Below are 23,335 nucleotides of genomic sequence, written 5' to 3' on the forward strand. Positions count from 1 at the left end.
TCGCTAGCCGACTTCGCCCCTTGACGTCAAGATTTGGCGCTAGTGTGCGCTTGCGCAAGCGCAATGTCTTTTCGGGTTTTCGCTAATTTGTACCATCTAGTTAGTTTGTATAATTCGCCATACTCCCCTAGTAAATTCGGGATGTGGCGCCCGCAGGTCATTCAACGACTGGTTCATTCCGGCCCGATCCGGCCGACGCCACGCCCCGCTCACCCGCAGGATTCGCCCATGCAGCGCTCGATCGCCACCGTGTCACTGTCCGGCACGCTCGCCGAGAAGCTCACCGCCATCCAGGCCGCCGGCTTCGACGGCGTCGAAATCTTCGAGAACGACCTCGTCTACTTCGATGGATCGCCCGCCGACGTGCGGCGCATGGCCGCCGATCTGGGCCTCGACATCGTGCTGTTCCAACCGTTTCGCGACTTCGAGGGCGTGAGCCCGGCCCAGCTCGCCCGCAATCTCGACCGCATCCGCCGCAAGTTCGACGTGATGCACGCGCTCGGCACCGACCGCATCCTGGTGTGCAGCAGCGTGGCGCCCGACACGATCGCGGACGACGCGCTGCTGGTCGACCAGCTCGGCGCGCTCGCCGAAGCCGCGCGGCAGGCCGGCGTGGTCGCCGCGTACGAGGCACTCGCGTGGGGCCGCGTCGTGAACCGGTACAGCCACGCATGGAAGCTCGTGAACGCGGTGAACAGCCCGCATCTCGGCCTCGCGCTCGACAGCTTCCATACGCTGTCGCTCGACGATTCGCCGGACGCGATCGCCGACATCCCCGGCGACCGGATCGCGTTCGTGCAGATCGCCGACGCGCCGAAGCTCGTGATGGACGTGATCGAATGGAGCCGCCACTTCCGCTCGTTCCCCGGCCAGGGCGACTTCGACCTCGCGCGCTTCACGGCGCGCGTGATCGAGTCCGGCTATACGGGGCCGCTGTCGCTCGAGATCTTCAACGACGGCTTCCGCGCCGCGCCGACCGCGATCACGGCCGCCGACGGCCACCGCTCGCTGCTTTATCTGGAAGAACTGACGCGCGCGCGGCTCGCGCAGGACGGCCGCGCGCCCGCCGCCGGCCAGCCGCTGTTCGCGCCGCCGGCGCCGCCCGCGCACGTCGGGTTCCAGTTCATCGAATTCGCGGTCGACGCGCAGGCGGCAGCCACCGTCGGCGAATGGCTCGGCCGGATGCGGTTCCGGCTCGCGGGCCGTCATCGATCGAAGGACGTGACGCTGTTCCAGCACGGCGCCGCGTCGATCGTGCTGAACGCCGAGCGCGACTCGTTCGCCGACGCGTTCTTCCAGCAGCACGGGTTGTCGCTGTGCGCGTCGGCGTTCCGCGTCGACGATGCGAAAGTGGCATTCGAACGCGCGGCCGGCTTCGGCTACGCGCCGTTTTCCGGGCGCGTCGGCCCGAACGAGCGCGTGCTGCCGGGCGTGCAGGCGCCGGACGGCAGCCTCGAATACTTCGTCGACGAGACGCCGAACGCGCCAACGCTGTATGAATCGGACTTCGTGCTGACCGACATCGACGGCCCCAGCGAGGTCGGCCCGCTGACGGGCATCGATCACGTCTGCCTCGCGCTGCCGGCCGACGCGCTCGATACGTGGATCCTGTTCTTCAAGACCGCCTTCGGCTTCGAGGCCGAGCGCAGCTGGCTCGTGCCCGATCCGTACGGCCTGATGCGCAGCCGTGCGGTGCGCAGCGCGGACGGCTCGGTGCGGATCGCGCTGAATGCGTCGGTCGACCGCCACACGGCCGTCGCCGAATCGCTCGACCGCTATCACGGCACAGGGCTGAACCACGTCGCGTTCCGGACCGACGACATCGTGAAGACGGTCGCCGCGTTCGCGGCCGACGGCGTGCCATTCCTGCGGATTCCGCCGAACTATTACGACGATCTCGCCGCGCGCTACGCGCTGCCAGACGAACTGATCGAGACGCTCAGCGCCCACCATCTGCTGTACGACCGCGATGAAAACGGCGGCGAATTCCTGCATGCGTATACGGAACTGGTCGACAACCGCTTCTCGCTCGAAATCGTCGAGCGGCGCGGCGGCTACGACGGCTACGGCGCGGCCAACGCAGCCGTGCGGCTCGCCGCGCAGGCCCAGCGCAGGAAATAAGGGAGCAAGCGAATTTCGCGCAGGGGGCGAATCAAACGAGAAAACTACGTCGACCCTGCGACGTGCGACGCGCGGACGCACCGTCGTGGTGAATACCGCGGCGGCGCCCCGCCCGGCAAGGCCGTCCGCTCGGGGCCGAAAACCGCCGCCGGGCGGAGGTTACATCCGGTAACGCACGCCGCACTGCAGCATCGGCCTGGCCACCGCGCTTTTAAGAATCGCTTAAGTCTTCGACGGCACCATCCGCAACCAGTACCCGATGGATATCTCGAAAAGGAGGACAGCGATGAGCGCCGTAGATGCACCCGCGGGCCGCCCGGCCGCCCCCCCTGTGAAAAAGACGATGCTGCGCCGTTTGCTCAGCCATCATGAAATCGCGACGCTGCTCGTGCTGCTGCACGCACCGATCGGCGCGAACGCCAAACCCGAATTGCCCGCGCTGCAGGAAGCCGGCCTCGTCGAGATGATCAAGCTCGACGCCGACACGGCACCGAGCTTCCGCCTGACCGAAGACGGCACGGCCGTCCTGAAAGGCCTCGGCTACCGCTGAGCCGCCGCTTTCCCGATTCCTTTCCCCGCTTCTTGCTCTCGCACCGCCCCGATCCTTCAGACCCGCCGGCCCGCCCGGCGCGTCACTTCACCCTGCCCGGTCCTGCAGCATCAGCCGGTATTCCGTCGGCGTCATGCCGACCGTCGCCTTGAACTGGCGCGTGAACGCGCTGTGATCCGTATAACCGCATAGCGCCGCGACGTCGGTCACCTTGTCGTGCGTGACGAGCAGCGCCGTGGCCGCGTCGAGCCGCGTTTTCAGCAGCACCTGGCGCGGCGTCAGGTGAAACACCTTGTGGAAGTAGCGTTCGAGCTGCGCAACAGACATCCCGGCCATCTGCGCAAGCTGCTTCAGGTTCAGCGGTTGCACGTAGTGATCCTGGATGTGCTGCACCACGTCGGCGAGCTTGCTGTAGGCCGGATGCGATCCCTCGTGCGCCTTCAGGTCGCGCGAGATGCCCGCGAGACCGACCACCTTGCCGGCCGCGTCGCGCAGCGGCTCCTTGCAGGTCAGGCACCAGCCCGGCTGGCGGCCCGGATACAGATGCAGCTCGAGCTGGTCCATCAGCTGCTGGCCGGCGGTGATCGTCGCCATGTCCTGTTCGAAGTAGGTCCGGCCGAAGCGGCGCGGAAACACCTCGTCGGTCGTCTTGCCGAGCAGGTCGCGCTTGTCCTTGTAGCCGCAGCGCATCGCCAGCGTGCGGTTGACGAGCGCGTAGCGGCCGTTCGCGTCCTTCACGAAGAACGCGACGTCGGGCAGTGCGTCGAACACCGGCTCAAGCAGGCGGAAGTGCGCGAGCATCGCGCCAAGATCGGCGTTGTCGGGCTGGTAGCGCAGCGTATCGGACAGGCTCATGGGCGGTGCGGCAAGAAAGGTCGTCATCCCGGCATTGGCGAAGGGAGTGGCTGATGGCGTCGATTATAGGAGCGCGCTCAAGAACACGTCGTGGCGATCTCGGACAAGCGATCGGGCGGCGCGATGAACGGCGGTCCGCGCAACGCGCCGCCGATCGGCGACGATCGGGTGGCCGCATACGTCGGCGCATCGTACGCCGTGCGGTTGTGCGCGCAACCACTGCGGCGCGCTTGTCGGGCGGCGCCGATTTCGCATCGGCCCGCTGCATGGCGCCGGGCATCCGTCGGCAACGTCGGCGATATCGATGCACCCCGCCGGTACCGAAACAACGCTCGCGAAGCCGCCATCCTAGAAATGCCGGCATGTCGCGTCTTGGCGCGATTGCGCATTCCACATGACGATTTCGGCATATATCAGGGTTATCGACGATATGCCGAAATCGTCGCCGGCCGCGCATCGAACGCGCAAGACGCGCGCATTTTCGCTACCTAGACTTCGATCAACGGTTACGAGACGACATCCCGCCGCCGCCGCACACGCCGATTCCGGCACAACCCGCGCGGCGCACGGCACACACCGCACGGCTGTCGCAAACGCCTGCGGACCGATACGTCTCGCCCGGTTTACCGCACCGGCCCGCTGGCCGGCGGCGGCCCAACCACGCCATCAAGGGGAAGTGAAAGTGAAGCTGAAGGTATCGCACGTCGCGCTGGCCGCTGCCTGCGCACTGTCGGGCGCACACGCCATCGCCGCCGACGTCGTCAAGATCGGTTTCGCCGCACCGCTGACGGGGCCGCAGTCGAACTACGGCACGGACATGCAGAAGGGCGTGCAGCTCGCGATCGCCGATTTCAACGCGACGCATCCGACGATCGGCGGTCAGCCGGTCACGTTCCAGCTCGACTCGCAGGACGACCAGGCCGACCCGCGCACCGGCACGACGGTCGCGCAGCGGCTGATCGACGACAATGTCCGCGGCGTCATCGGCCACTTCAACTCGGGCACGAGCATTCCGGCGTCCGACCTGTACGATCGCACGGGGCTGCCGCAAATCTCGATGGCGACGTCGCCGCAATACACGGCGCGCGGCTACAAGACGACCTACCGGCTGCTGACGAGCGACGCGCAAGCGGGCCGCATCGTCGGCACGTACGCGGTGAAGACGCTGCGCTTCAAGCGCATCGCGATCATCGACGACCGCACGGCCTACGGCCAGGGCATCGCCGACGAATTCGCGAAGGCCGTGCAGGCCGCCGGCGGCACGATCGTCAAGCGTGATTTCACGAACGACAAGGCGCTCGACTTCTCTGCAATCCTGACCAACCTGAAGGGCATCAACCCCGACGCGATCTTCTACGGCGGCGGCGACGCGCAGTCGTCGCCGATGATCCGCAAGATGCGCCAGCTCGGGATGAAGGCCGCCTTCGTGACCGGCGAGATGTCGCGCTCGCCGACGTTCCTGAAGGTCGGCGGCGAAGCGGCCGAAGGCGCGATCGTCTACATGGGCGGGCTGCCGAAGGAAAAGATGCCGGGCTTCGCCGGCTACGCATCGCGCTACAAGGCACGCTTCAATGAAGACGTGATCACCTATTCGCCCTACTCGTACGACGGCACGATCGCGCTGCTCACCGCGATGAAGGACGCGAACTCGACCGACCCGAAGGTTTACACACCGTATCTCGGCAAGGTGTCGATCAAGGGCGTGTCGGCGCCGAGCATCGCGTACGACGCGAAGGGCGACCTGAAGGATGCGCCGGTGACGATCTACAAGGTCGAGCACGGCGCGTTCAAGCCGGTCGACACGATCGCCGGCAACTGATCGAGCAGACCCTGTCACGCGCGCGGCGCGGCAAGCGGTTCACCCGCCTGCCGCGCCGCGTGCGTTTCGTCCCGACGAAGTCCGAAGCATTCCTCGGCGCGGCCCCGCGCGCACGCATTTCGCGCTCCTGTAGAATCCCCCCACCCGCTTTGACGCTTCGTCTGCGTCGTGCCCCATCCCGGTGCGACGGTGCGTGTCGCGTGCCCATCCGGCGCTCGGCACACGCTCGACGACGCAAGCCGCGCCTTGCCAGTCCATGCCGATAGCGGGTTCTGGAGACGCAGCACCGACAACAACATTCGAAAACCGATCGTCCTGACCATGCAAGCTTCCGAATTGAGCGGCGTGCCTCGCGCCGCCGAACGCGCGCTCACGCGCAGCGACTATAAAACTCTTGGCCTTGCCGCACTCGGCGGCGCTCTCGAGTTCTACGACTTCATCATCTTCGTGTTCTTCGCACCCGCGATCGGACAGCTGTTCTTCCCGCACGACATTCCCGACTGGCTGCGCCAGTTGCAAACGTTCGGCATCTTCGCGGCCGGTTATCTCGCGCGCCCGCTCGGCGGCGTGATCATGGCGCACTTCGGCGACCTGTTCGGCCGCAAGCGGATGTTCACGCTGAGCGTGCTGATGATGTCGGTGCCGACGCTGCTGATGGGCCTGCTGCCGACCTACGACTCGATCGGCATCCTCGCGCCGGTGTTGCTGCTGCTGTTCCGCGTGCTGCAGGGCGCGGCGGTCGGCGGCGAAGTGCCGGGCGCATGGGTGTTCGTGTCGGAGCACGTGCCGTCGCGCCACATCGGCTATGCGTGCGGCACGCTGACCGCGGGCCTCACGGCCGGCATCCTGCTCGGCTCGCTGGTCGCCGCCGGCATCAACAGCCGTTACTCGGGCGCCGAAGTCACCGCGTTCGCGTGGCGCATTCCGTTCCTGCTCGGCGGCGTGTTCGGCCTGTTCTCCGTGTACCTGCGCCGCTGGCTGCACGAGACGCCGGTGTTCGCCGAGATGAAGGCGAAGAAGGCGCTCGCGGCCGAGATTCCGCTGAAGGCCGTGCTGCGCGACCACGGCCGCGCGGTAATCGTGTCGATGCTGCTCACGTGGATGTTGTCGGCGGCGATCGTCGTCGTGATCCTGATGACGCCCGCGCTGCTGCAGAAGCAGTTTCACCTGACGCCCGCGACCACGCTGTTCGCGAACAGCATCGCGACGCTGTGCCTGACGGCCGGCTGCATCACCGCCGGCTCGCTCGCGGGCTGGATCGGCGCGAAGCGTGTGCTGGGCATCGGCGGCCTCGTGCTGGCCGCGTGCTACTACCTGCTGTTCGCGCAGGTCGCGGCCGACGCGTCGACGCTGCCGCTGTACTACGGGATCGCCGGCTTCGCGGTCGGCACGATCGGCGCGGTGCCGTTCGTGATGGTGAAAAGCTTCCCGGCCGTCGTGCGCTTTTCGGGCATCTCGTTCTCGTACAACGTCGCGTATGCGATCTTCGGCGGCCTGACGCCGGTGATCGTGTCGCTGATGATGAAGTCGAACCCGCTCGCGCCGGTCGTGTATGTCGCGACGATCTGCGTGCTCGGCGCGATCGCCGTGCAGTTCTCGAAGGATGCGAAGGACCTGAAGGACGCACGCTGAACCCCGGCGCGCATGCGCCCGCTGGATGAACAAAGGGCCGAATCCCGCGGCGTGCGGGATTCGGCCCTTTTGATTTGGTTCAGCGCGGCGCGCGACGTGCGTGCGTCGCGCCGTTCAGCCCGGTTCGACTCAGCGCAGCGCGCCGTACGACGAACTCGGCCGGCGCAGCGCGTCGATGCTCGCGCCGCCCGCGCCGGTCACGAACAGCAGCAGGAAGCCGCCGGCGATCGCGATGTTCTTCCAGAAGTGGATCACCATGTCGTGCTGGACCGCGGCGTCGGTCGCGTCCCAGAAATTGTGTCCGACCATCGCGGTCGCGACCGTATAGAACGCCATCAGCAATGCAAGCGGCTTCACCTTGTAGCCGACGATCAGCAGCAGGCCGCCGAGCGCTTCGATCGTGACGACGACCGGGCCCATCACCTGCGGATAGGGCACGTTCAGCCCATGCAGATAGCCGATGAAATCGCTGTAGCCGAGCAGCTTCATCACGCCGCCCCACAAGAACAACGCCGCCAGCGCCAGGCGTGCGAAAAAAATGACGCCGGAATCGACGGAACGCGTCATGCCACTCTCCTCGTATGCAATTCGGCCGTCCGCGCGAGGCATGCCCGCGCGGTTCGGAGCCGCGCGGCCCTGTCGGGCCCGCGGCAAATGGGCCAGCATAGAGGGTCTTTTCGCGGTGTCCAAGAAAAAGGTTGTAGCAAATCTTTACACCGCGGCGGCGACGCACGCATGACGGCACCACGAAGAACGACGCCCCACCGCCGCCGCGAATAAAGGGAACGAGCCTTAACCGGCGTCGCTCAACAGCACGCCTTTCTTGAACAGGAAGCAGCCGTAGCCGCGCAGCTCGCCGGTGACGATCACCGCATACGCCTGCTGCGCACGCTCGTAGAACGCGAATCGATCGACGCCCACGAGCGGCACGGCGCGCCCTTCCGCGCGATCGATTTCCGCCTGCACTTCGCGCTGCACGGGCGGCACCGCGGCCGGATCGCCGACCACTTCCATCCGCCACGCGGGCGTCTCGACGAACGTGTCGAGCGGCAACACGGACAGCACCGCGCGCGCGACGCGCGCCGAGTCGGCGCCGTCGATGCGCAGCGCGCGGCCGACTACCGTGTGCTCGGCGACGGATTCCGCCGGAAAATTCGCATCGCAAATCGCCACTTCATCTCCGTGGCCCATCGCGCGCAGCGTGTGCAGGATGTCGGCGTGCAGCAGAGGATCGAGATTCTTCAGCATGTGGGCAAGTCTCCGGGATCGGGAACGAATGGCATAAGTTACCCGATCCCGGCGGCCGCAGGGCATGCATCGCTCACGTCACGACGCCGCTGCCGGCATTTCGTCGATGAAACCCGTGACCGACTTCAGGCGGCCCGACGCATCGACGGTGCCGAAATCGGAACCCTTCACGATCGCCACGCCGTCGGGCGACACGAGCGCCCACGAGAAGCGCAGATGCTGGCCGAACCCGTCGACGTCGGTCGTGCGGCGGAATCGGAACGCGGGGAAGCGCGCCTGCACCGCGGCGATCATCGTGTCGATGCCCGCGTGGCCGTCGCCGGCCATCAGCGGATCGCGATAGGCCGCATCGCTCGCGTAGGTCGCATCGATCAGCGCGCGCCGGCGTGCGACGTCGGGCTCGTTCCACGCGTCGAAATAGCGGTCGATCAGGTCGGCGTGTGCGGACTGGACGGTTTGGGCGGTGTTCATGCGAGGCTCCTGGTCTGGATGAAGGAAGGACAGCGCCGCGGACGTTTCGTGTTCGCGTGCCGCCATCGTCGCCGGCCTCGCATGGGCGGTCGATTACGTTCGAGGTAAGGAAATCGCGTCGCCGCAATCAAAAACGGGCGCCCGACGGCGCCCGCATCGTCTGCCGTTGCCATCGCGCGCGTCAGGTCACCGGCGCCGGATTGAACAGCGTCAGCGCATTCGCGAGCTTCCATTGCTCGGCCCACGTGCGGCGCTTGCCGCTCGCGACGTCGAGCATCAACCGGAACAGCTCCCAGCCCACGTCCTCGATCGAGGCCGCGCCGGTCGCGATCTGCCCCGCGTCGAGATCCATCAGGTCGTGCCAGCGCCGCGCGAGATCGCTGCGCGTCGCGACCTTGATCACCGGCACCTGCGCGAGGCCGTACGGCGTGCCGCGGCCGGTCGTGAAAACGTGCAGGTTCATCCCCGCCGCGAGCTGCAGCGTGCCGCAGATGAAATCGCTCGCGGGCGTCGCCGCGTACAGCAGCCCCTTCTGCCGCGCCCGATCGCCGGGACGCACGACGCCGGCGATCGGCGCGCTGCCCGACTTCACGATCGAACCCATTGCCTTCTCGACGATGTTCGACAGGCCGCCCTTCTTGTTGCCGGGCGTCGTGTTCGCACTGCGATCGACGCGGCCGCGCTGCAGGTAGCGGTCGTACCAGTCCATCTCGCGGATGATCTCGCGGGCGACCGTCTCGTTCGCCGCGCGCGACGTGAGCTGCGCGACACCGTCGCGCACTTCGGTCACTTCCGAGAACATGATCGTCGCGCCCGCGCGCACGAGCAGGTCGGCCGCGAAGCCGACCGCCGGGTTCGCGGTCAGCCCCGAGAACGCGTCGCTGCCGCCGCACTGCACGCCGACGACGAGATCGGACGCCGGACAGGTTTCGCGACGGCGGCGGTTCAGCCGCTCGAGATGCGATTCGGCCATCTTCATGATCGAGTCGATCATCGAGTTGAAGCCGACGTGCGCGGCGTCCTGCAGGCACACGACGCCGCCGTTGTCCGTCGCGCCGTCGGCCGCCAGCGGAATCGCGCCGGGCGGCAGCAGGCGCTCCGGCTGCAGCTTCTCGCAGCCGAGGCTCACCGTCATCACCTCGCCGCCGAAGTTCGGGTTCAGGCTGATGTTGCGCAGCGTGCGGATCGGGATGTCGGCATCGGGCGCATCGATCGCGACGCCGCAGCCATACGTGTGCTCGAGCCCGACCACGTCGTCGACATTCGGGTAACGCGGCAGCAGTTCGTCCTTGATCCGCTTCACCGCATGCTCGACGACGCCCGACACGCACTGCACGGTCGTCGTGATCGCGAGGATGTTGCGCGTGCCGACCGAACCGTCGGGATTGCGAAAGCCCTCGAACGTATAGCCTTCGAGCGGCGCCAGCGGCGGCGCGGCGCGCGTGGCGAGCGGCAGGTCGTCGAGCCCCGGCGGCTCGGGCATGCGCATCGTGCGCTCGTTGACCCAGCTGCCGCGGCGCAGCTCGGCGAGCGCGTAGCCGATCACGACGTTGTAGCGGACGATCGGGTCGCCGGCCGCGAGGTCGACCAACGCAACCTTGTGCCCTTGCGGCACGCCTTCGCGCAGCGTCAGGCCGTCGGCGAAGGTCGCGCCCTCGGGCAGGCCGCCGTCGTTGACGACGATCGCGACGTTGTCGTCCGGGTGCACGCGGATATAAAGCGGGGAAGCAGTCATTGGAATTCCTGGAAGGCTACCAGCCAAATCGTTAGTCATCATACGACATTCGACATCAACCCGCGATGCTGCGTAAACCCTTATCCGGAAAGACCCTACCCTTTACCCGCCGGCAAACCGCTTGCGCTGCGCTTTCCTGCGTTGTACGATGACATACAACGACATCGCCAATATGGCTCGGATGGCGTACCCGACGAACCCAGCCCTCGCGCTAGACGGACGACCCAACCATGACCTCACCGCAAGAACTCAAACAGATCATCTCCCACGGCCTGCTGTCGTTTCCGCTGACGGACTTCGACGCGGACGGCAGCTTCCGCCCGACCACCTATGCCGAGCGTCTGGAATGGCTGGCGCCGTATGGCGCGACCGCGCTGTTCGCGGCCGGCGGCACCGGTGAATTCTTCTCGCTCACGCAGCGCGAGTATTCGGACGTGATCCGCGTCGCGACGGAAACCTGCAAGGGCAAGGTGCCGATCCTGGCCGGCGCCGGCGGCGGCACGCGCGTCGCGATCGAATATGCGCAGGAAGCCGAGCGCCTCGGCGCGAGCGGCGTGCTGCTGATGCCGCACTACCTGACCGAAGCCAGCCAGGAAGGCATCGCCGAACACGTCGAGCAGGTGTGCCGCGCGCTGAAGATCGGCGTCGTGGTGTACAACCGCGCGAATTCGAAGCTGAACGCCGACATGCTCGAGCGCCTCGCCGACCGCTGCCCGAACCTGATCGGCTTCAAGGACGGCGTCGGCGAAATCGAGAGCATGGTCACGATCCGCCGCCGCCTCGGCGACCGCTTCGCGTACCTCGGCGGCCTGCCGACGGCCGAAGTCTATGCGGCCGCGTACAAGGCGCTCGGCGTGCCGGTGTACTCGTCGGCCGTATTCAACTTCATCCCGAAGACGGCGATGGCGTTCTACGAAGCGATCGCGAAGGACGACCACGCAACGGTCGGCCGCCTGATCGACGAATTCTTCCTGCCGTACCTGAAGATCCGCAACCGTCGCGCGGGCTACGCGGTCAGCATCGTGAAGGCAGGCGCGAAGCTCGTCGGCCACGACGCGGGCCCGGTACGCGCGCCGCTCGTCGACCTGACCGACGCCGAAATGGCCGAACTGGACGTGCTGATCAGGAAGATGGGCCCGCAGTAAGCGGAAATGGCCGGCGCGGCGCCTTCGACGGCACCGCGGCCGGCTTGTTGCCTGTGTTGCATCGCGGCCGGCGCCTGCCGGCCGCGGTCGTTTGCAGAGGCGGCCATGCGACGCATCCCGCCGCGATGCGCGCGGTCACATCTGCGCGATGACGCCGATGATCCGGTGACGCACGTTGCCGAGCTTGATCCGGGTCGCCTCGATCTGCCCTTGCGCGCCCGTACGCACGCGTTCGCTCGACCCGTCGCCGAGAATCTGCCCCAGCACGTCGCGATCGACGACCGCGTCGAAGAACCGGCCGACCGTGATCGTCGCCGACTGCTTCGCGGTCAGAAGCGCGCTGTTGGCCTGCATCAGCGCTTCGGTGCGCAGGCTCTGGTCGCGGTCGTCGATGTTGCGGCGATGCTCGAGCGCGAACACCAGCGCTTCCATGTCCTGCCGGAAACGGCGCACGGCGAGGCCGAACATGAGCGAATGCGCATCGGAGCCCGTGACGGGCCGCCCCTGGTTGATGGTCACGTCGAATTCGCTGCCGCCCAGGTCGCGCTGGAATTCCAGCAGCGCATTCGCGAGCACGCGCCCTTCGCTGTACTGGCCGATCCGGCTGCGCACCGAATGCGCGACGTCACCGATCGCCTTCCACAAGCCGGCGGCGAACAGGTGGTCGCCGCGCTTGCTGATGTTCATCGGATGGTTCCCTCTTGGAATTTTGTGGTCTCTCAGGCTCGCCTGCGGGCCGGGCGGCCCGAGGCCCCGCTACTGTAGGAGAAATTCCGGCGACGCGGAAGCCATCATGAAAAAAGCGGAGGCAGCCCGCCGGCCGCCCCCGCTTTCATTCCTTCGGCAAGCGGCCCGGCTTCGCGCCGCGCCGCCGCACCGTCACTCCGCCTTTCCGTCCCGCAGCCGCGGAACGCCGAGCGGATTGCTTTCCTGCAGCCCTTCGGGCAGCAGGTCGTCCGGGAAATCCTGATAGCACACGGGCCGCAGGAAACGGTCGATCGCGGTCGCGCCGACCGACGTGACCGCCGGGTTCGACGTCGCCGGGAACGGCCCGCCGTGCACCATCGCGTCGCACACTTCGACGCCGGTCGGGTAGCCGTTGACGAGCAGGCGCCCGGCCTTGCGTTCGAGGATCGGCAGCAGGCGGCGCGCGAGCGGCTTGTCGTCGGCGTCCATCTGCAGCGTGGCCGTCAGCTGGCCCTCGAGTGCGTCGAGCACGTGTGCGACTTCGTCGAGATCACGGCAACGCACGATCAGCGATGCCGGCCCGAACACTTCGTGGCCGAACGCCGGCTCGGCCAGGAACGCCGGCGCGGCGACTTCGTACAGCGCGCCGCCTGCCTGGCATTCGGTCTGCGCCGCCTCGCCCACGCCGACTTCGCGCACGCCCGGCAGTTCGGCCAGCTTGCCGCGGCCATTGCGATACGCATCGGCGATGCCGCTCGTCAGCATCACGCCGGCCGGTTTCTTCGCGAGCGCCTGTGCCGCGACGGACTCGAAGCGGTCGAGATCGGGGCCATCGACCGCCAGCACGAGGCCCGGATTCGTGCAGAACTGGCCGGTGCCGAGCGTCAGCGAATCGACGAAGCCGGTCGCGATCGCGTCGCCGCGCGCGGCCAGCGCGGCCGGGAACAGCACGACCGGGTTGATGCTGCTCATTTCCGCATAGACGGGAATCGGCTGCGGGCGCGCGTTCGCGAGCTGCACGAGCGCCATGCCGCCCTGCCGCGACCCGGTAAAGCCGACGGCCTGCACTGCCGGATGGCTGACGAGCGCCGCGCCGGTCACGCGGCCGGGGCCGATCAGCAGCGAGAAAACGCCGGCCGGCATCCCGCATTTCGCCACCGCGGCGCGGATCGCGCGGCCGACCAGCTCGGACGTGCCGAGGTGCGCCTCATGGGCCTTCACGATCACCGGGCAGCCGGCCGCGAGTGCCGACGCCGTATCGCCGCCGGCCACCGAGAACGCGAGCGGGAAGTTGCTCGCGCCGAACACCGCGACGGGCCCGAGCCCGACCTTCTGCAGCCGCAAGTCCGAGCGCGGCAGCGGCGTGCGCGCGGGCTGCGCGGGATCGATCGACGCGGCGAGGAAGCGTCCGTCGCGCACGACGCGCGCGAACAGCCGGAGCTGGCCGACGGTGCGGCCGCGCTCGCCCTGCAGCCGCGCGACGGGCAGGCCCGTTTCGGCGTGTGCGCGCTCGATCAGCGCGTCGCCGAGCGCGACGATTTCGTCGGCGATCGTTTCGAGAAACGCCGCGCGGGCCGCCAGCGGCTGCGCGCGGTACGCGTCGAACGCGTCGCGCGCAAGCTCGCACGCGCGGTCGACGTCCGCCTGCGTCGCGACGCCGAAGGCCGGCGCATCGATCGGCGCGCCCTTCGTCGGGTCGAACGCGTGCAGGGTACCGGCCGAGCCGGCCACCGCATCGGCGCCGATCAGCATCTCTCCAGTCAGTTGCATGGGGGGTGCTCCGTGTTTCGGGAATGATTGGTTCATTGTAGCTCAACAGATACGATGTCTGCCGACACGATTTCACGATTCGCGCCGATCGTCGATCCTGCCATACTCTGCGCGAAACCCTTATCCCTTCGGGCTTTGCCCAAATGTTGACCATTTCACGCCGCTCTGCAAAGGGAAAACCCGAGGTTTCGGGTTCGGCCAGGCCTTATGAACTTATGGTTATGTCATACGACGACGCATGTCAAAGTACCCAATCAAACCTCCCCTCGCGATCTTCCGATCGATCTTGCACGCACCGCCCGCCGCACCGCCGTGCGCTACTGGATTCTGGCGATGCTGTTCGCCGTCTCGGCGTTCGGCTGGGCATACGTGCTCGCACAATGGCGGAGCGGCTGGCAAAGACGACGGCGGCCGCGCATGAGCGGCCGCCGTTTTTTACATCGCTCAGGCCGCCGAATGCGCGACGCGCAGCATGTCGTGCACGCCGGACGTCATCAGCGCGAGAAACGCGAGCAGGCCGACGTAGAAAAGCGCGTAAGTCGTTTTCGTCTCGACCGAAGTCGTGTAGTACGCGCGGTTCTCCGGCGCGTCGGGATCGTAGCGCCATGCGCGCTTCAACTGCGGCAACGCGAGGATCGCCATCACGATCAAGAGCGGGCTCGGCCGGTACGCGAACAGCGCGATCAGCACGGGCACGCCCGCAAACCAGATGCGCGGGGACAGCACCGCCGTGATGCGCCCGCCGTCGAACGGCGACAGCGGAATCATGTTGAACAGGTTCAGGAAGAAGCCCGTATAGGCGAGCGCGAGCAGCAGGTTGCTGTCGTAGTGCCGCGCGGCCGCGTAGCAGGCCAGCGCGCCGAGCGTGCCGACGAACGGCCCGGCCAACCCGACGTACGCTTCGGTTTCAGCGTCGTGCGGCATCTCCTTCAGCTGGATCCACGCGCCGACGAACGGAATGAACGTCGGCAGCCCGACGTCGAGCCCGCGCCGCTGCGCGGCCACGTAGTGGCCGGCTTCGTGAACCAGCAGCAGCGCGACGAATCCGGCCGCGAAGCGCCATCCGTAGAACAGCGCGTAGACCGCGATCGACGCCAGCATGGTGCCCGCCGACATGAGCACCTTGCCGAGCTTCAGGCCACCGAAGATCAGCAGCAGCAGCTTCGTCATTCCTTGCGCTCCGTGCCGGACACGGCGGCTGCGTCGGTTGCATCGGCGACGACCGGCACGGCCGCCGGCTTCGGCTTGCGCCCGAAGAAGCGCTTCAGCGCCGCGCCGCCCGCCAGCAACGCGACCGCGCCGATCTTGAAGAACTTCACGGCAAACGCGCCGATCAGCGCGAGCAGCCCGAGCTTCTTCGCGCCGACGCCGACGATCAGCGCCGCGAGCCCGTACTCGGCGACGTGGTCGGTCGATTTGTTGAAATCGGCATAGCGCTTGCCGTCGTTGAAGCGGATGTTCGCGAGGAGATCGTCGGCCGAGCCCTTGTACTTCGGCAGATCGGCGAGCGTCGACGCCATCGTCAGCGACAGGTAGCCGTCACGGCCGAGCACGAGCGTCCGGTAGTTCACTCCGTCGCTCTCCGCGTTCGCGGCCGCACCCTTGTCGCGGATGATCGCGGACCACACGAGCCGGTGCGTGGCGGCGTCGTACGCGGGCGCCTGCGCCCAGCCGACCACCTCGGTCTCGGGCAGCCCGCGCTCCTTGCGCGCCGGGTTGTTTTCCTCGGTGCCGGCCTGCAGGTTCTTCAGCAATTCGTCGGGTTTCCAGTCCTTCGCGTCGTCGTCGCGAATGTAGCCGCTCGGCTCGAACGACACGACGGAGATCCAGTCGGCGTTCGGGTCCTCGGGCAGCACGAGGCCGACCAGCTTCGATTCGTCGATCGAGTTGCCCATCGAGCGCAGGTAGCGGCCGGCTTCGGCGGCCGGCACGAACGATTCGCCTTCCTTCAGCTTCAGCACGGCTTCGTGCTTGACGTCGATATCGGCCGGCCCGTTCACGACGACCTTGTTGGCGGCCGCGGCGGCGGCCCTCATTTCGACCTGCGCGGCTTCGGTCTGCGCATGGCCGCTGGTTGCGGCGAGCGCGAGCATCGCCACGCAGGCGACGCGGACGGCGAGTTTTTTCATTGTTGGATTCCCCTGGAATGCCTTGTTGTGAATGTGCGCGGCATCCGGCCCGGGCGTTGTGGTCGCGGGTCCGGTGCCGCCTCTCAGGTGGCACGAGGGCTATGGTAACGCAGCGTCGGCGCGCATCCGGGATCGAAATGCGGGGGCGGAGGAGCGCATCGGGCGGCAGCGGGCGGAGTCGCGATGCACACCCGATGCACATCGATCCGGAATGCTTACCTCGCAGGTAATGCCCGATGCGCGCGGGATTGCCTATCATCCTCGTCATGAACTCGACCGCTGCCCTTCAATCGCTCCCCCCGTCCGCCGGCCGCGCGTCCGGCATCGGCTCGCTGCTGCGCACCTGGCGTCAACGCCGGCGCCTGAGCCAGATGGCCCTCGCGCTGGAGGCCGAAGTGTCCGCGCGGCACCTGAGCTTCGTCGAATCGGGACGCGCGCAGCCGAGCCGGGAGATGGTGCTGCATCTCGCGGAGCGCCTCGACGTGCCGCTGCGCGAGCGCAACGCGCTGCTCGTCGCGGCCGGCTATGCGCCGCTGTTTCGCGAGCGGCCCTTCTCCGATCCGCAGCTCGATGCGGCGCGCCACGCGGTCGAAGCCGTGCTGCGCGGCCACGAGCCCTACCCGGCACTCGCGGTGGATCGCCACTGGACGCTGCTCGCCGCGAACCGGATGCTGGGCGCGCTGGTCGCGCAGGCCGATCCGGCGCTCCTGCGGCCGCCCGTCAACGTGCTGCGCCTGAGTTTGCATCCTGACGGCCTCGCGCCGCAGATCGTCAACTGGCACGAATGGCGCGCGCATATCCTGCACCGGCTGCAACGGCAGATCGACGCGAGCGGCGACCGCGCGCTCCATGCGCTGCGCGACGAACTCGCCGCGTATCCGGCACCGGCCGGCCAGCCCGACGACACGCATGCGCGCGCCGACTACGCGGACATCGCGGTGCCGCTGCGGCTGCGCACGGCCGCCGGCGAACTGACGTTCTTCAGCACGACGACGGTGTTCGGCACGCCGGTCGACGTCACGCTGTCGGAACTCGCGATCGAGGCGTTTTTCCCGGCGAATCCGGAAACGGTGGACGCGATGCGCGCGCTGGCGGATGCGCTGCCGGCTTAGTGAGCATCGTCAACGACGCTCGAACGCCAGCTTCACGCCCAGCCCGAGGAGGACCACACCGCTCACCCGGTGCATGCGGGTCAGGATGCGCGGATTGCGCCGGATCGACGTCGACAGCAGGCCGGCGAACAGCGCGACCGGCCCCTTGACGAGAAACGTCAGGCCGGCAAACGTCGTGCCGAGCACGAACAGCGACACCATCGGATGCGCGGCGCCCGCGGGCACGAACTGCGGCAGAAACGCAAGATAGAACAGCGCGATCTTCGGATTCGACACGTTGGACAGCGCGCCCTGCGCGAACGTGCGCAACCCGGACGCCGTCGCGTCGCGACCGCTCGCGAGCGTCAGCTCGCCGGACGAACGCAGCAGCGTGATGCCGAGGTACAGCAGGTACAGCGCGCCGATCATCTTCAATGCAGTGAACAGCCATTCGGATGCCTGAAGAAGCGCGCCCAGCCCGAGCGTCGCGAGCATCGTATGCACGAGCAGCCCGACGCTGACGCCCGCAGCGGTCACGAGGCCCGCCCGCGTGCCGCCGGATAGCGTGCGCGACATCACGAGCACCATGTCCTGGCCCGGTGTCAGAATGATCAGAAGGGAGGTGGCCATGAACGGCAACCAGGCTACGTGCGGCATCGGGATTCTCCTGAAAGCGGCACCGGGAGCGACGGACGGGAATCGCACATGCCTCCGGGGCCGGGCAGTCATCGGATTATCGGCAACTTGCCGTGGAGAATGGCTGCGAAATTGGCTACTTTCGATTTGCAAATTGGCGTTATTCTCCATCATCGACATCATTGGTAGCCAAAAATGCCAATCAAGCTGGACGCCATCGACCGGCGCATTTTGCGTGCGCTGCAACGAAACTCGAACCAGACGAATGCCGAGCTCGCGCAGCAGGCCGGCCTCTCGCCCACGCCCTGCCTGCGCCGCGTTCACCTGCTCGAGGAACAGGGCGTCATCGACGCATACGTCGCCCTGCTGAACCCGGCAGCCGTCGAGCTGCGATTCACGGCATTCGTGCGCGTCACGCTGGAACGCCAGGACAAGACCACCGTCGAACGCTTCGCGCGCGAGATGGAGCAGGCGCCCGAGGTGCTCGAATGCCACCTGATGGCCGGCAGCTACGACTATCTGCTGCGCGTCATCGCGAGGGATCTGGACGATTACCAGCGCTTTCAGATGGAGACGCTCACCCAGATCGAAGGCGTACGCAACGTCGAAACCGAGATTCCGCTGAAGCGCATCAAGCAGACGGTGCGTCTGCCGATCTAGGCATGTGGAAAGGCGACGACGTGCGTGCTGCCGTCATCGGATCGATGCGGCAGAACACTGCAATGACGTCCGTTCATACAAGATCCTGAAATGCCGTTCGCCACCCGGGGCCACACCGGTGGCTGCACCCGATTTTCTCCGGCACCTTCTTCATCGTTCTCGGCATTTCGTTCCTGGCGGCCGTCTCAGTCCTGCTTGGGATCGTTGCACTGGCGTTGCTTCCGCCTGTACGACGATCGTTTCGTGTACATCGGCGACGCTCCACCGTCGTCCTCACCGCGCTGTGCGTGATGAGCAGCTTCGTCGTCTTGATGGCGGCGATCGGGCGGCGGGCCGAGGCGAACATCAGAAAGGAAGAAGCCGCAAAGCATCCGGCGCTCGAGAAGAGCGCGCGTCTGCTGCGCATCGATATGCCACCCGGTACGCGGCTGTCGCTCTCGCGCGCCGGCGACACGAAATCGATCGAGAAAGCCGAGTTCCCGCACGCGGTCGATGTCTACGGCATTCCCGCCGTCGCAATGACGGTCGGGACGGAATTCGACGATGAAGCGCCGCACGACGAGACGCCTACCCGCATGAGCGAGCCACACCGCCTGCCCGCCGCCGCATCACGCCCTTCACCGACCGAATTTCTCCCGAAACATAGCGTTCAGACGCCGCGGCAAACATAGGCTCGGCTGAGGCCCATCAAAATGCGTCGTCGCGGCTCGAGCTTCGAGCCCCCGAAGCCCGGAAGTGGCCGCGGCCGAAGCACGTAGCTGCGATCCGTGCGCGGTTCTTGTCTCTTCAATACCGGCGAATGTCGAATTTGATTAGCAGAACTTTTGTTTTCCGGATGGACGGGCAGCACCTGTCATGAAAGAGACGCGAACGATTCGATGCGAACGTGAAATCGTGCGCAGACCGTGCAAAACACAACACGACTTTTACATTGAGCCTGGGAACACGAAATGAACAAGCATCAACGAGGGTTGGAACTTTCCGCACGACGCGCACCGAAGAAGTCGAAGGCCACGCTTGCCGTCGCGGTCGGTGCCGCCATGGTCGCATTCGCCGCTTCCGCGCCCGCGCGGGCCGACTACGTGCAGAACGGCACGTCGACAGAAACGTCGGGCGGCTGCGTCGGCAACATCGCGATCTCGGGAAGCGGCACGTATCCGGCGACCGCAACGGGTTGCGACAACGTGGCAATCGGCACCGCGGCGGTGGCGAACTCCGGTTCGTCGACCGGCGCCTATAGCGAAACCGTCGCGATCGGCCGCATGGCCGGCGCGACCGGCACGCAGGCAACTGCGGTCGGCGGCAATTCCACCGCCACCGGAGACCACGCAACGGCGCTCGGCGCGCTTACCCGCGCAACCGGTATCCAGGCGACGGCGGTCGGCGACGGCGCGATCGCCAACGGCGCCACCGCGTCGGCATTCGGTCAGGGTGCCTCGGCCGTCGACCAGGCAACGGCGGTCGGACAAGGCGCGAGCGCGACCGCGACGTTCTCGACGGCGGTCGGCAAAGGCAGCGTGGCGGCCGGCGGGACGGCCCTCGGCTTCCAGGCGAACGCCGGCGCCAACGATGCGGTCGCGCTCGGCATCGACAGCTCGGCGTCCGCAACCGGCAGCGTGGCCATCGCCCGCGCGACGGCATCCGCCGTGAACGCGGTCGCCATCGGCGAAGGCGCGAACGCCGCCGACGCGAACTCCGTCGCATTGGGCTCGAACGCAGCGACGCGCGCGTTCACGACCGTGAGCAGCGTAACGCTCGACGGCGTCAGCTACAGCGGCTTCGCGGGCACGCCGGTCGGTGTGGTCAGCGTCGGCAGCGCCGGCGCCGAGCGGCAGATCGTGAACGTCGCGGCCGGTGCAATCAGCGCAACCAGCACGGACGCCGTCAACGGTTCGCAGCTGTTCTCGATCGCAAGCCAAGTTTCGACGTTGACGACGGATCTCGCGGCGCTGACGACCACCGTCGGCAAGATCTCGTCGAGCGTCCCGAGCGGCACGGTGACGGACCCGACGGACACCGCGATTGGCACGAATACGTCGGTCACGGCGACGAACGGAACGGCGGTCGGCAACGGCTCGAACGTCTCGGGCGACAACGGTACGGCGGTCGGCGTGAATTCGACCGTCACCGCGACGAACGGCACGGCCATCGGCACGAATTCGAAGGTCACCGCCACGAACGGCACGGCCGTCGGCACCGGCTCGAATGTTTCCGGCACGGACTCCACCGCGATCGGCACGAACAGCCGCGCGAGCGCCAACAATGCCGTGGCGTTGGGCGCGAACTCGGTCGCGGATCGCGACAACACGGTCTCGATCGGCGCGCCGGGTGCAGAACGCCAGTTGACCAACGTGGCCGACGGCACTGCACCGACGGACGGTGTCAACGTGCGCCAGTTGAACGGCGCGATCAATTCGGTTCGCGAAGAAATGTCGAAGTACCGCAAGGACGCGAACGCTGGCACAGCGAGCGCGATCGCGATGGCCAACGTGCCGCAGGCCGTGCTGCCCGGCGAGAAGGTCGTTGCGCTCGGCGGCGGCACGTACGGCGGTCAAAGCGCGATGGCGGTCGGCCTGTCGGTCGCGACGACGAAATGGCTCGTCAAAGGCTCGATCACGACGGCGGTGTCGGGCCACGGCTCGTTCGGCGCCGGCGCGGGCGTCGGCTATCGCTGGTAGGCGACACCGAGCTGCGTAGCGCCGGCGGACGGTTCGCCGACGCTACGTATACAGCGACGCCTGCGGCAATTCCCCCGTCAACGCGAACCGGCCGACGTCGCGCAGCCGGTAGTCGAGCGGATCGTGCAGCGTATGCGTGCGCGCGTTGCGCCAGAAGCGGTCGAGGCCGAGCGATGCGGCCGTCGCGCGCGCGCCGCACGCATCGAACAGCGCCTCGCCGTTGTCGAGCGCCGCGCGCTGCGCGACGATCTTCGCGTCCGACACCGCGAGCGCCACTTCGGCACGTTCGTCGGCCGTCAGCGCGCCGCGCCGCGTCCATGCGCGCTGCAACGCGACGGCCGCGCGATCGGCCAGCGACGCCGCCGCAACCGCCTGCACACGCATGTCGCCGAAGCGCTGCAGCGTATAGGGATCGTCGCTCGCCTGCGCGACGCCCGAGTTAATCCACGGCCGGCCGTGCGCCAGCACGTATTCGCGCGCCTCGGCCAGCGCGCCTTCCGCAAGCCCGACGAACAGGTTCGTCAACACGAGCTGCGACACCAGCGTGCGCAGCGTCGCGCGCGGCGTCGGCGGCGTCTCGGACCGGTGCAGCACGTCGTCCGGCGCGAGCGTCACGCCGTCGAAGCGCACGCTGCCGCTGTCGGTCTGGCGCTGACCGACGGGATCCCAGTCTTCGTTGACCGTGATCCCGTCGCGATCGGTCGGCACGACGCCGAACACGGCTCGGCCCGTTTCCGGATCGTGCGCGGACACGGTCATCCGCTGCGAGCCGCGCGTGCCCGAGCAGAATCCCTTCACGCCGTCGAGCCGGTAGCCGCCGTCCGGCGTCGCGGTCGCCACCAGCCGCGTGTCGAGCGGGTTCACGGCATTGCCCCACCACCAGCGATGCGCGACCGTGCCGCGCAGATAGCGTTCGCGCTGCGCCGCACTGCCCCACACGTCGACGCTCACCACCTGCAGGACCTGGAACCCGACCAAATGCGCGAGCGCGCTGTCGACGCGCGCGATCCGCCGGATCGTGTCGTAGATCGCGGGCCACTCGGCTTCCTGTCCGCCGAATTCGCGCGGCACCGCGAGCGTCAGCAGGCCCGCGTCGGCGAGCCGCTGCTTCTCGTCGGCCGCATGACCGCCCGCGCGGTCGCGCGCCGCGGCCGTCGCACGCAGCGCGTCGATCGCACGCGCCAGCGCGTCGGCGTCGATCGCGCGTGCGTCGGAGTCCGGCGCCAGCGTCGCCGGGCCGCGAGGGTCGTTCATGCGACGGCTTCCTGTGCTACGGTTGCGTGCGCAACTATATCGCTCGACAGCGGAACCAGCGCGCCGAGTCGACGGCCGGTCAGCCGCGACAGGATCTCGCGCCGCCAGTCGTCGTAGATCGCGCGGTATTCGGCGATGTCCGCACCGAACACGTGCGCGGTATGCGCGTATTCATCGTGCAGATAGCCGTCGAGCCGTTCCTGCATTTCCTCGTCGGCGGCGATCACGCGATCGATCAGCGCGTCGCGCTCGGCGGCCGGCAGCGCCTTCAACGTGTCGAACCACCACTGGACGATCTGCACGCGATGCCACTCCTCGTCCGGTCGAATCCGGTTCTCGCCGTGCTCGCGCATCGCACCGTCGGCGATGCGGCCGGTCTTGCGCTGGATCCACAGCTTCGCGAGGATGTGCAGTTCGTAATGCCATTCGAACGCGAGAAAACCCGCGACGTCGCGCACCGCGATGTCTCCAATGCGTTCCCAGTGCGCGGCGACGAGCCGCTCGACTTCCGGCAGCGGATCGCGGCCCGTCAGTTCGGTCACGCGTTCGCGACCGATCACGGCGTGCGCGCCGTCGTCGCCGAGCTGACGCGACAGGATCAGCTGGAAATGCGGGTCGTCGCGGAACAGCGTGTCGATCGCCTTCGCGACGACCTGCACGATGAACAGGTCGTGCGACGCCATCTTCGTGTAGTAGTCGGCGACGGCGGCCCGTTCATCTTCATCGCGAGGCTCGCGCGGCGGTGTCGCCAGCTTGTCCGGGAAGTCGGGGCGATGGCGTCGCGCGACATCCAGAAACAGCGCTTCCTCGAATTGTCCGTTCCATTCGCGCGGCGCGCCGATAGGTAGGGTCAT

Annotated in this window: 22 protein-coding genes and 1 pseudogene; 11 read left to right on the forward strand and 12 right to left on the reverse strand. The window is 67.4% G+C overall.

Annotated elements, in window-relative coordinates:
- The first annotated feature begins 228 nt into the window (after positions 1-228).
- Entirely contained in the window at positions 229-2,121 is a 1,893-nt protein-coding gene (locus HWX25_RS10910; protein ID WP_175908487.1) for a sugar phosphate isomerase/epimerase and 4-hydroxyphenylpyruvate domain-containing protein, read from the forward strand.
- A gap of 286 nt (positions 2,122-2,407) precedes the next feature.
- Positions 2,408-2,671 carry a hypothetical protein gene (locus HWX25_RS10915; RefSeq protein ID WP_059528378.1) on the forward strand — a complete coding sequence of 88 codons (264 nt, stop codon included), beginning with the start codon at positions 2,408-2,410 and terminating at the stop codon, positions 2,669-2,671.
- A gap of 87 nt (positions 2,672-2,758) precedes the next feature.
- Here HWX25_RS10915 and HWX25_RS10920 read toward each other — a convergent pair whose 3' ends face one another.
- Positions 2,759-3,553 (reverse strand): AraC family transcriptional regulator, encoded by a 795-nt coding sequence (locus HWX25_RS10920; RefSeq protein ID WP_059528381.1) that lies wholly within the window; start codon positions 3,551-3,553, stop codon positions 2,759-2,761.
- A gap of 63 nt (positions 3,554-3,616) precedes the next feature.
- Here HWX25_RS10920 and HWX25_RS10925 point away from each other — a divergent pair, with 63 nt between their 5' ends.
- The 3 genes from HWX25_RS10925 (at position 3,617) to HWX25_RS10935 (ending at position 6,977) form a co-directional block, all read left to right on the forward strand.
- On the forward strand, positions 3,617-4,018 hold the full coding sequence (locus tag HWX25_RS10925; RefSeq protein ID WP_175908477.1) for a hypothetical protein: 402 nt from the start codon (positions 3,617-3,619) through the stop codon (positions 4,016-4,018).
- 190 nt (positions 4,019-4,208) lie between these two features.
- Entirely contained in the window at positions 4,209-5,345 is a 1,137-nt protein-coding gene (locus HWX25_RS10930) for a branched-chain amino acid ABC transporter substrate-binding protein (protein WP_175908488.1), read from the forward strand.
- A gap of 321 nt (positions 5,346-5,666) precedes the next feature.
- Positions 5,667-6,977, forward strand: coding sequence for an MFS transporter (locus tag HWX25_RS10935; RefSeq protein WP_059528387.1), 1,311 nt, complete (start codon positions 5,667-5,669; stop codon positions 6,975-6,977).
- A 129-nt stretch (positions 6,978-7,106) separates the two neighbouring features.
- Here HWX25_RS10935 and HWX25_RS10940 read toward each other — a convergent pair whose 3' ends face one another.
- The 4 genes from HWX25_RS10940 to garD form a co-directional block, all read right to left on the reverse strand.
- Entirely contained in the window at positions 7,107-7,544 is a 438-nt protein-coding gene (locus HWX25_RS10940; protein WP_059814845.1) for a DoxX family protein, read from the reverse strand.
- Positions 7,545-7,769: 225 nt separating this feature from the next.
- Positions 7,770-8,225: an RbsD/FucU family protein gene (locus tag HWX25_RS10945; RefSeq protein WP_059528393.1), complete on the reverse strand. Its 456-nt coding sequence runs from the start codon at positions 8,223-8,225 to the stop codon at positions 7,770-7,772.
- A 78-nt stretch (positions 8,226-8,303) separates the two neighbouring features.
- A complete protein-coding gene (locus HWX25_RS10950; RefSeq protein ID WP_175908489.1) occupies positions 8,304-8,696 on the reverse strand; it encodes a nuclear transport factor 2 family protein in 393 nt (130 codons plus the stop codon).
- Positions 8,697-8,877: 181 nt separating this feature from the next.
- Complete coding sequence (garD, locus tag HWX25_RS10955) at positions 8,878-10,431, reverse strand: galactarate dehydratase (RefSeq protein WP_175908490.1); 1,554 nt, start codon at positions 10,429-10,431, stop codon at positions 8,878-8,880.
- A 230-nt stretch (positions 10,432-10,661) separates the two neighbouring features.
- Between garD and kdgD the strand changes: the two genes are divergently transcribed.
- On the forward strand, positions 10,662-11,576 hold the full coding sequence (kdgD, locus tag HWX25_RS10960; RefSeq protein ID WP_059528402.1) for a 5-dehydro-4-deoxyglucarate dehydratase: 915 nt from the start codon (positions 10,662-10,664) through the stop codon (positions 11,574-11,576).
- A gap of 135 nt (positions 11,577-11,711) precedes the next feature.
- Here kdgD and HWX25_RS10965 read toward each other — a convergent pair whose 3' ends face one another.
- Together HWX25_RS10965 and HWX25_RS10970 are read right to left on the reverse strand one after the other, a co-directional pair.
- Positions 11,712-12,263 carry a hypothetical protein gene (locus HWX25_RS10965; RefSeq protein WP_175908491.1) on the reverse strand — a complete coding sequence of 184 codons (552 nt, stop codon included), beginning with the start codon at positions 12,261-12,263 and terminating at the stop codon, positions 11,712-11,714.
- Positions 12,264-12,455: 192 nt separating this feature from the next.
- The gene (locus HWX25_RS10970; RefSeq protein ID WP_175908492.1) at positions 12,456-14,033 is read right to left on the reverse strand and encodes an aldehyde dehydrogenase (NADP(+)); all 1,578 of its coding nucleotides are present in this window, start codon (positions 14,031-14,033) and stop codon (positions 12,456-12,458) included.
- Positions 14,034-14,240: 207 nt separating this feature from the next.
- Here HWX25_RS10970 and HWX25_RS33425 point away from each other — a divergent pair.
- Positions 14,241-14,429 (forward strand): annotated as a pseudogene (locus HWX25_RS33425) (MFS transporter); the annotation flags it as partial.
- Between the two features lie 48 nt (positions 14,430-14,477).
- Here HWX25_RS33425 and HWX25_RS10975 read toward each other — a convergent pair.
- A complete protein-coding gene (locus tag HWX25_RS10975) occupies positions 14,478-15,203 on the reverse strand; it encodes a site-2 protease family protein (RefSeq protein WP_059508586.1) in 726 nt (241 codons plus the stop codon).
- Positions 15,200-16,162 carry a DUF2167 domain-containing protein gene (locus HWX25_RS10980; protein ID WP_175908493.1) on the reverse strand — a complete coding sequence of 321 codons (963 nt, stop codon included), beginning with the start codon at positions 16,160-16,162 and terminating at the stop codon, positions 15,200-15,202. The genes HWX25_RS10975 and HWX25_RS10980 overlap by 4 nt, the downstream gene beginning before the upstream one ends.
- A 266-nt stretch (positions 16,163-16,428) precedes the next feature.
- Between HWX25_RS10980 and HWX25_RS10985 the strand changes: the two genes are divergently transcribed.
- On the forward strand, positions 16,429-17,274 hold the full coding sequence (locus HWX25_RS10985; RefSeq protein ID WP_175908494.1) for a helix-turn-helix transcriptional regulator: 846 nt from the start codon (positions 16,429-16,431) through the stop codon (positions 17,272-17,274).
- Between the two features lie 9 nt (positions 17,275-17,283).
- Here HWX25_RS10985 and HWX25_RS10990 read toward each other — a convergent pair whose 3' ends face one another.
- Positions 17,284-17,910, reverse strand: coding sequence for a LysE family translocator (locus tag HWX25_RS10990; protein WP_175908495.1), 627 nt, complete (start codon positions 17,908-17,910; stop codon positions 17,284-17,286).
- Between the two features lie 174 nt (positions 17,911-18,084).
- On the opposite strand from HWX25_RS10990, the gene HWX25_RS10995 reads away from it, so the two are divergent.
- From HWX25_RS10995 to HWX25_RS11005, 3 genes are all read left to right on the forward strand, one after another.
- Complete coding sequence (locus HWX25_RS10995; RefSeq protein ID WP_175908496.1) at positions 18,085-18,549, forward strand: Lrp/AsnC family transcriptional regulator; 465 nt, start codon at positions 18,085-18,087, stop codon at positions 18,547-18,549.
- 290 nt (positions 18,550-18,839) lie between these two features.
- Positions 18,840-19,220, forward strand: a complete 381-nt coding sequence (locus HWX25_RS11000) for a hypothetical protein (RefSeq protein ID WP_175908497.1) — start codon at positions 18,840-18,842, stop codon at positions 19,218-19,220.
- A 279-nt stretch (positions 19,221-19,499) separates the two neighbouring features.
- Complete coding sequence (locus tag HWX25_RS11005) at positions 19,500-21,227, forward strand: YadA family autotransporter adhesin (protein WP_175908498.1); 1,728 nt, start codon at positions 19,500-19,502, stop codon at positions 21,225-21,227.
- A gap of 42 nt (positions 21,228-21,269) precedes the next feature.
- On the opposite strand, the gene HWX25_RS11010 is transcribed toward HWX25_RS11005, so the two are convergent.
- Positions 21,270-22,481 carry an acyl-CoA dehydrogenase family protein gene (locus HWX25_RS11010; RefSeq protein WP_175908499.1) on the reverse strand — a complete coding sequence of 404 codons (1,212 nt, stop codon included), beginning with the start codon at positions 22,479-22,481 and terminating at the stop codon, positions 21,270-21,272.
- A complete protein-coding gene (locus HWX25_RS11015; RefSeq protein WP_175908500.1) occupies positions 22,478-23,335 on the reverse strand; it encodes a hypothetical protein in 858 nt (285 codons plus the stop codon). Before HWX25_RS11015 ends, HWX25_RS11010 begins: the two co-directional genes overlap by 4 nt.

Origin of the sequence: Burkholderia sp. BCC1640, assembly GCF_902833125.1 — a bacterium.
GTDB lineage: Bacteria > Pseudomonadota > Gammaproteobacteria > Burkholderiales > Burkholderiaceae > Burkholderia > Burkholderia diffusa.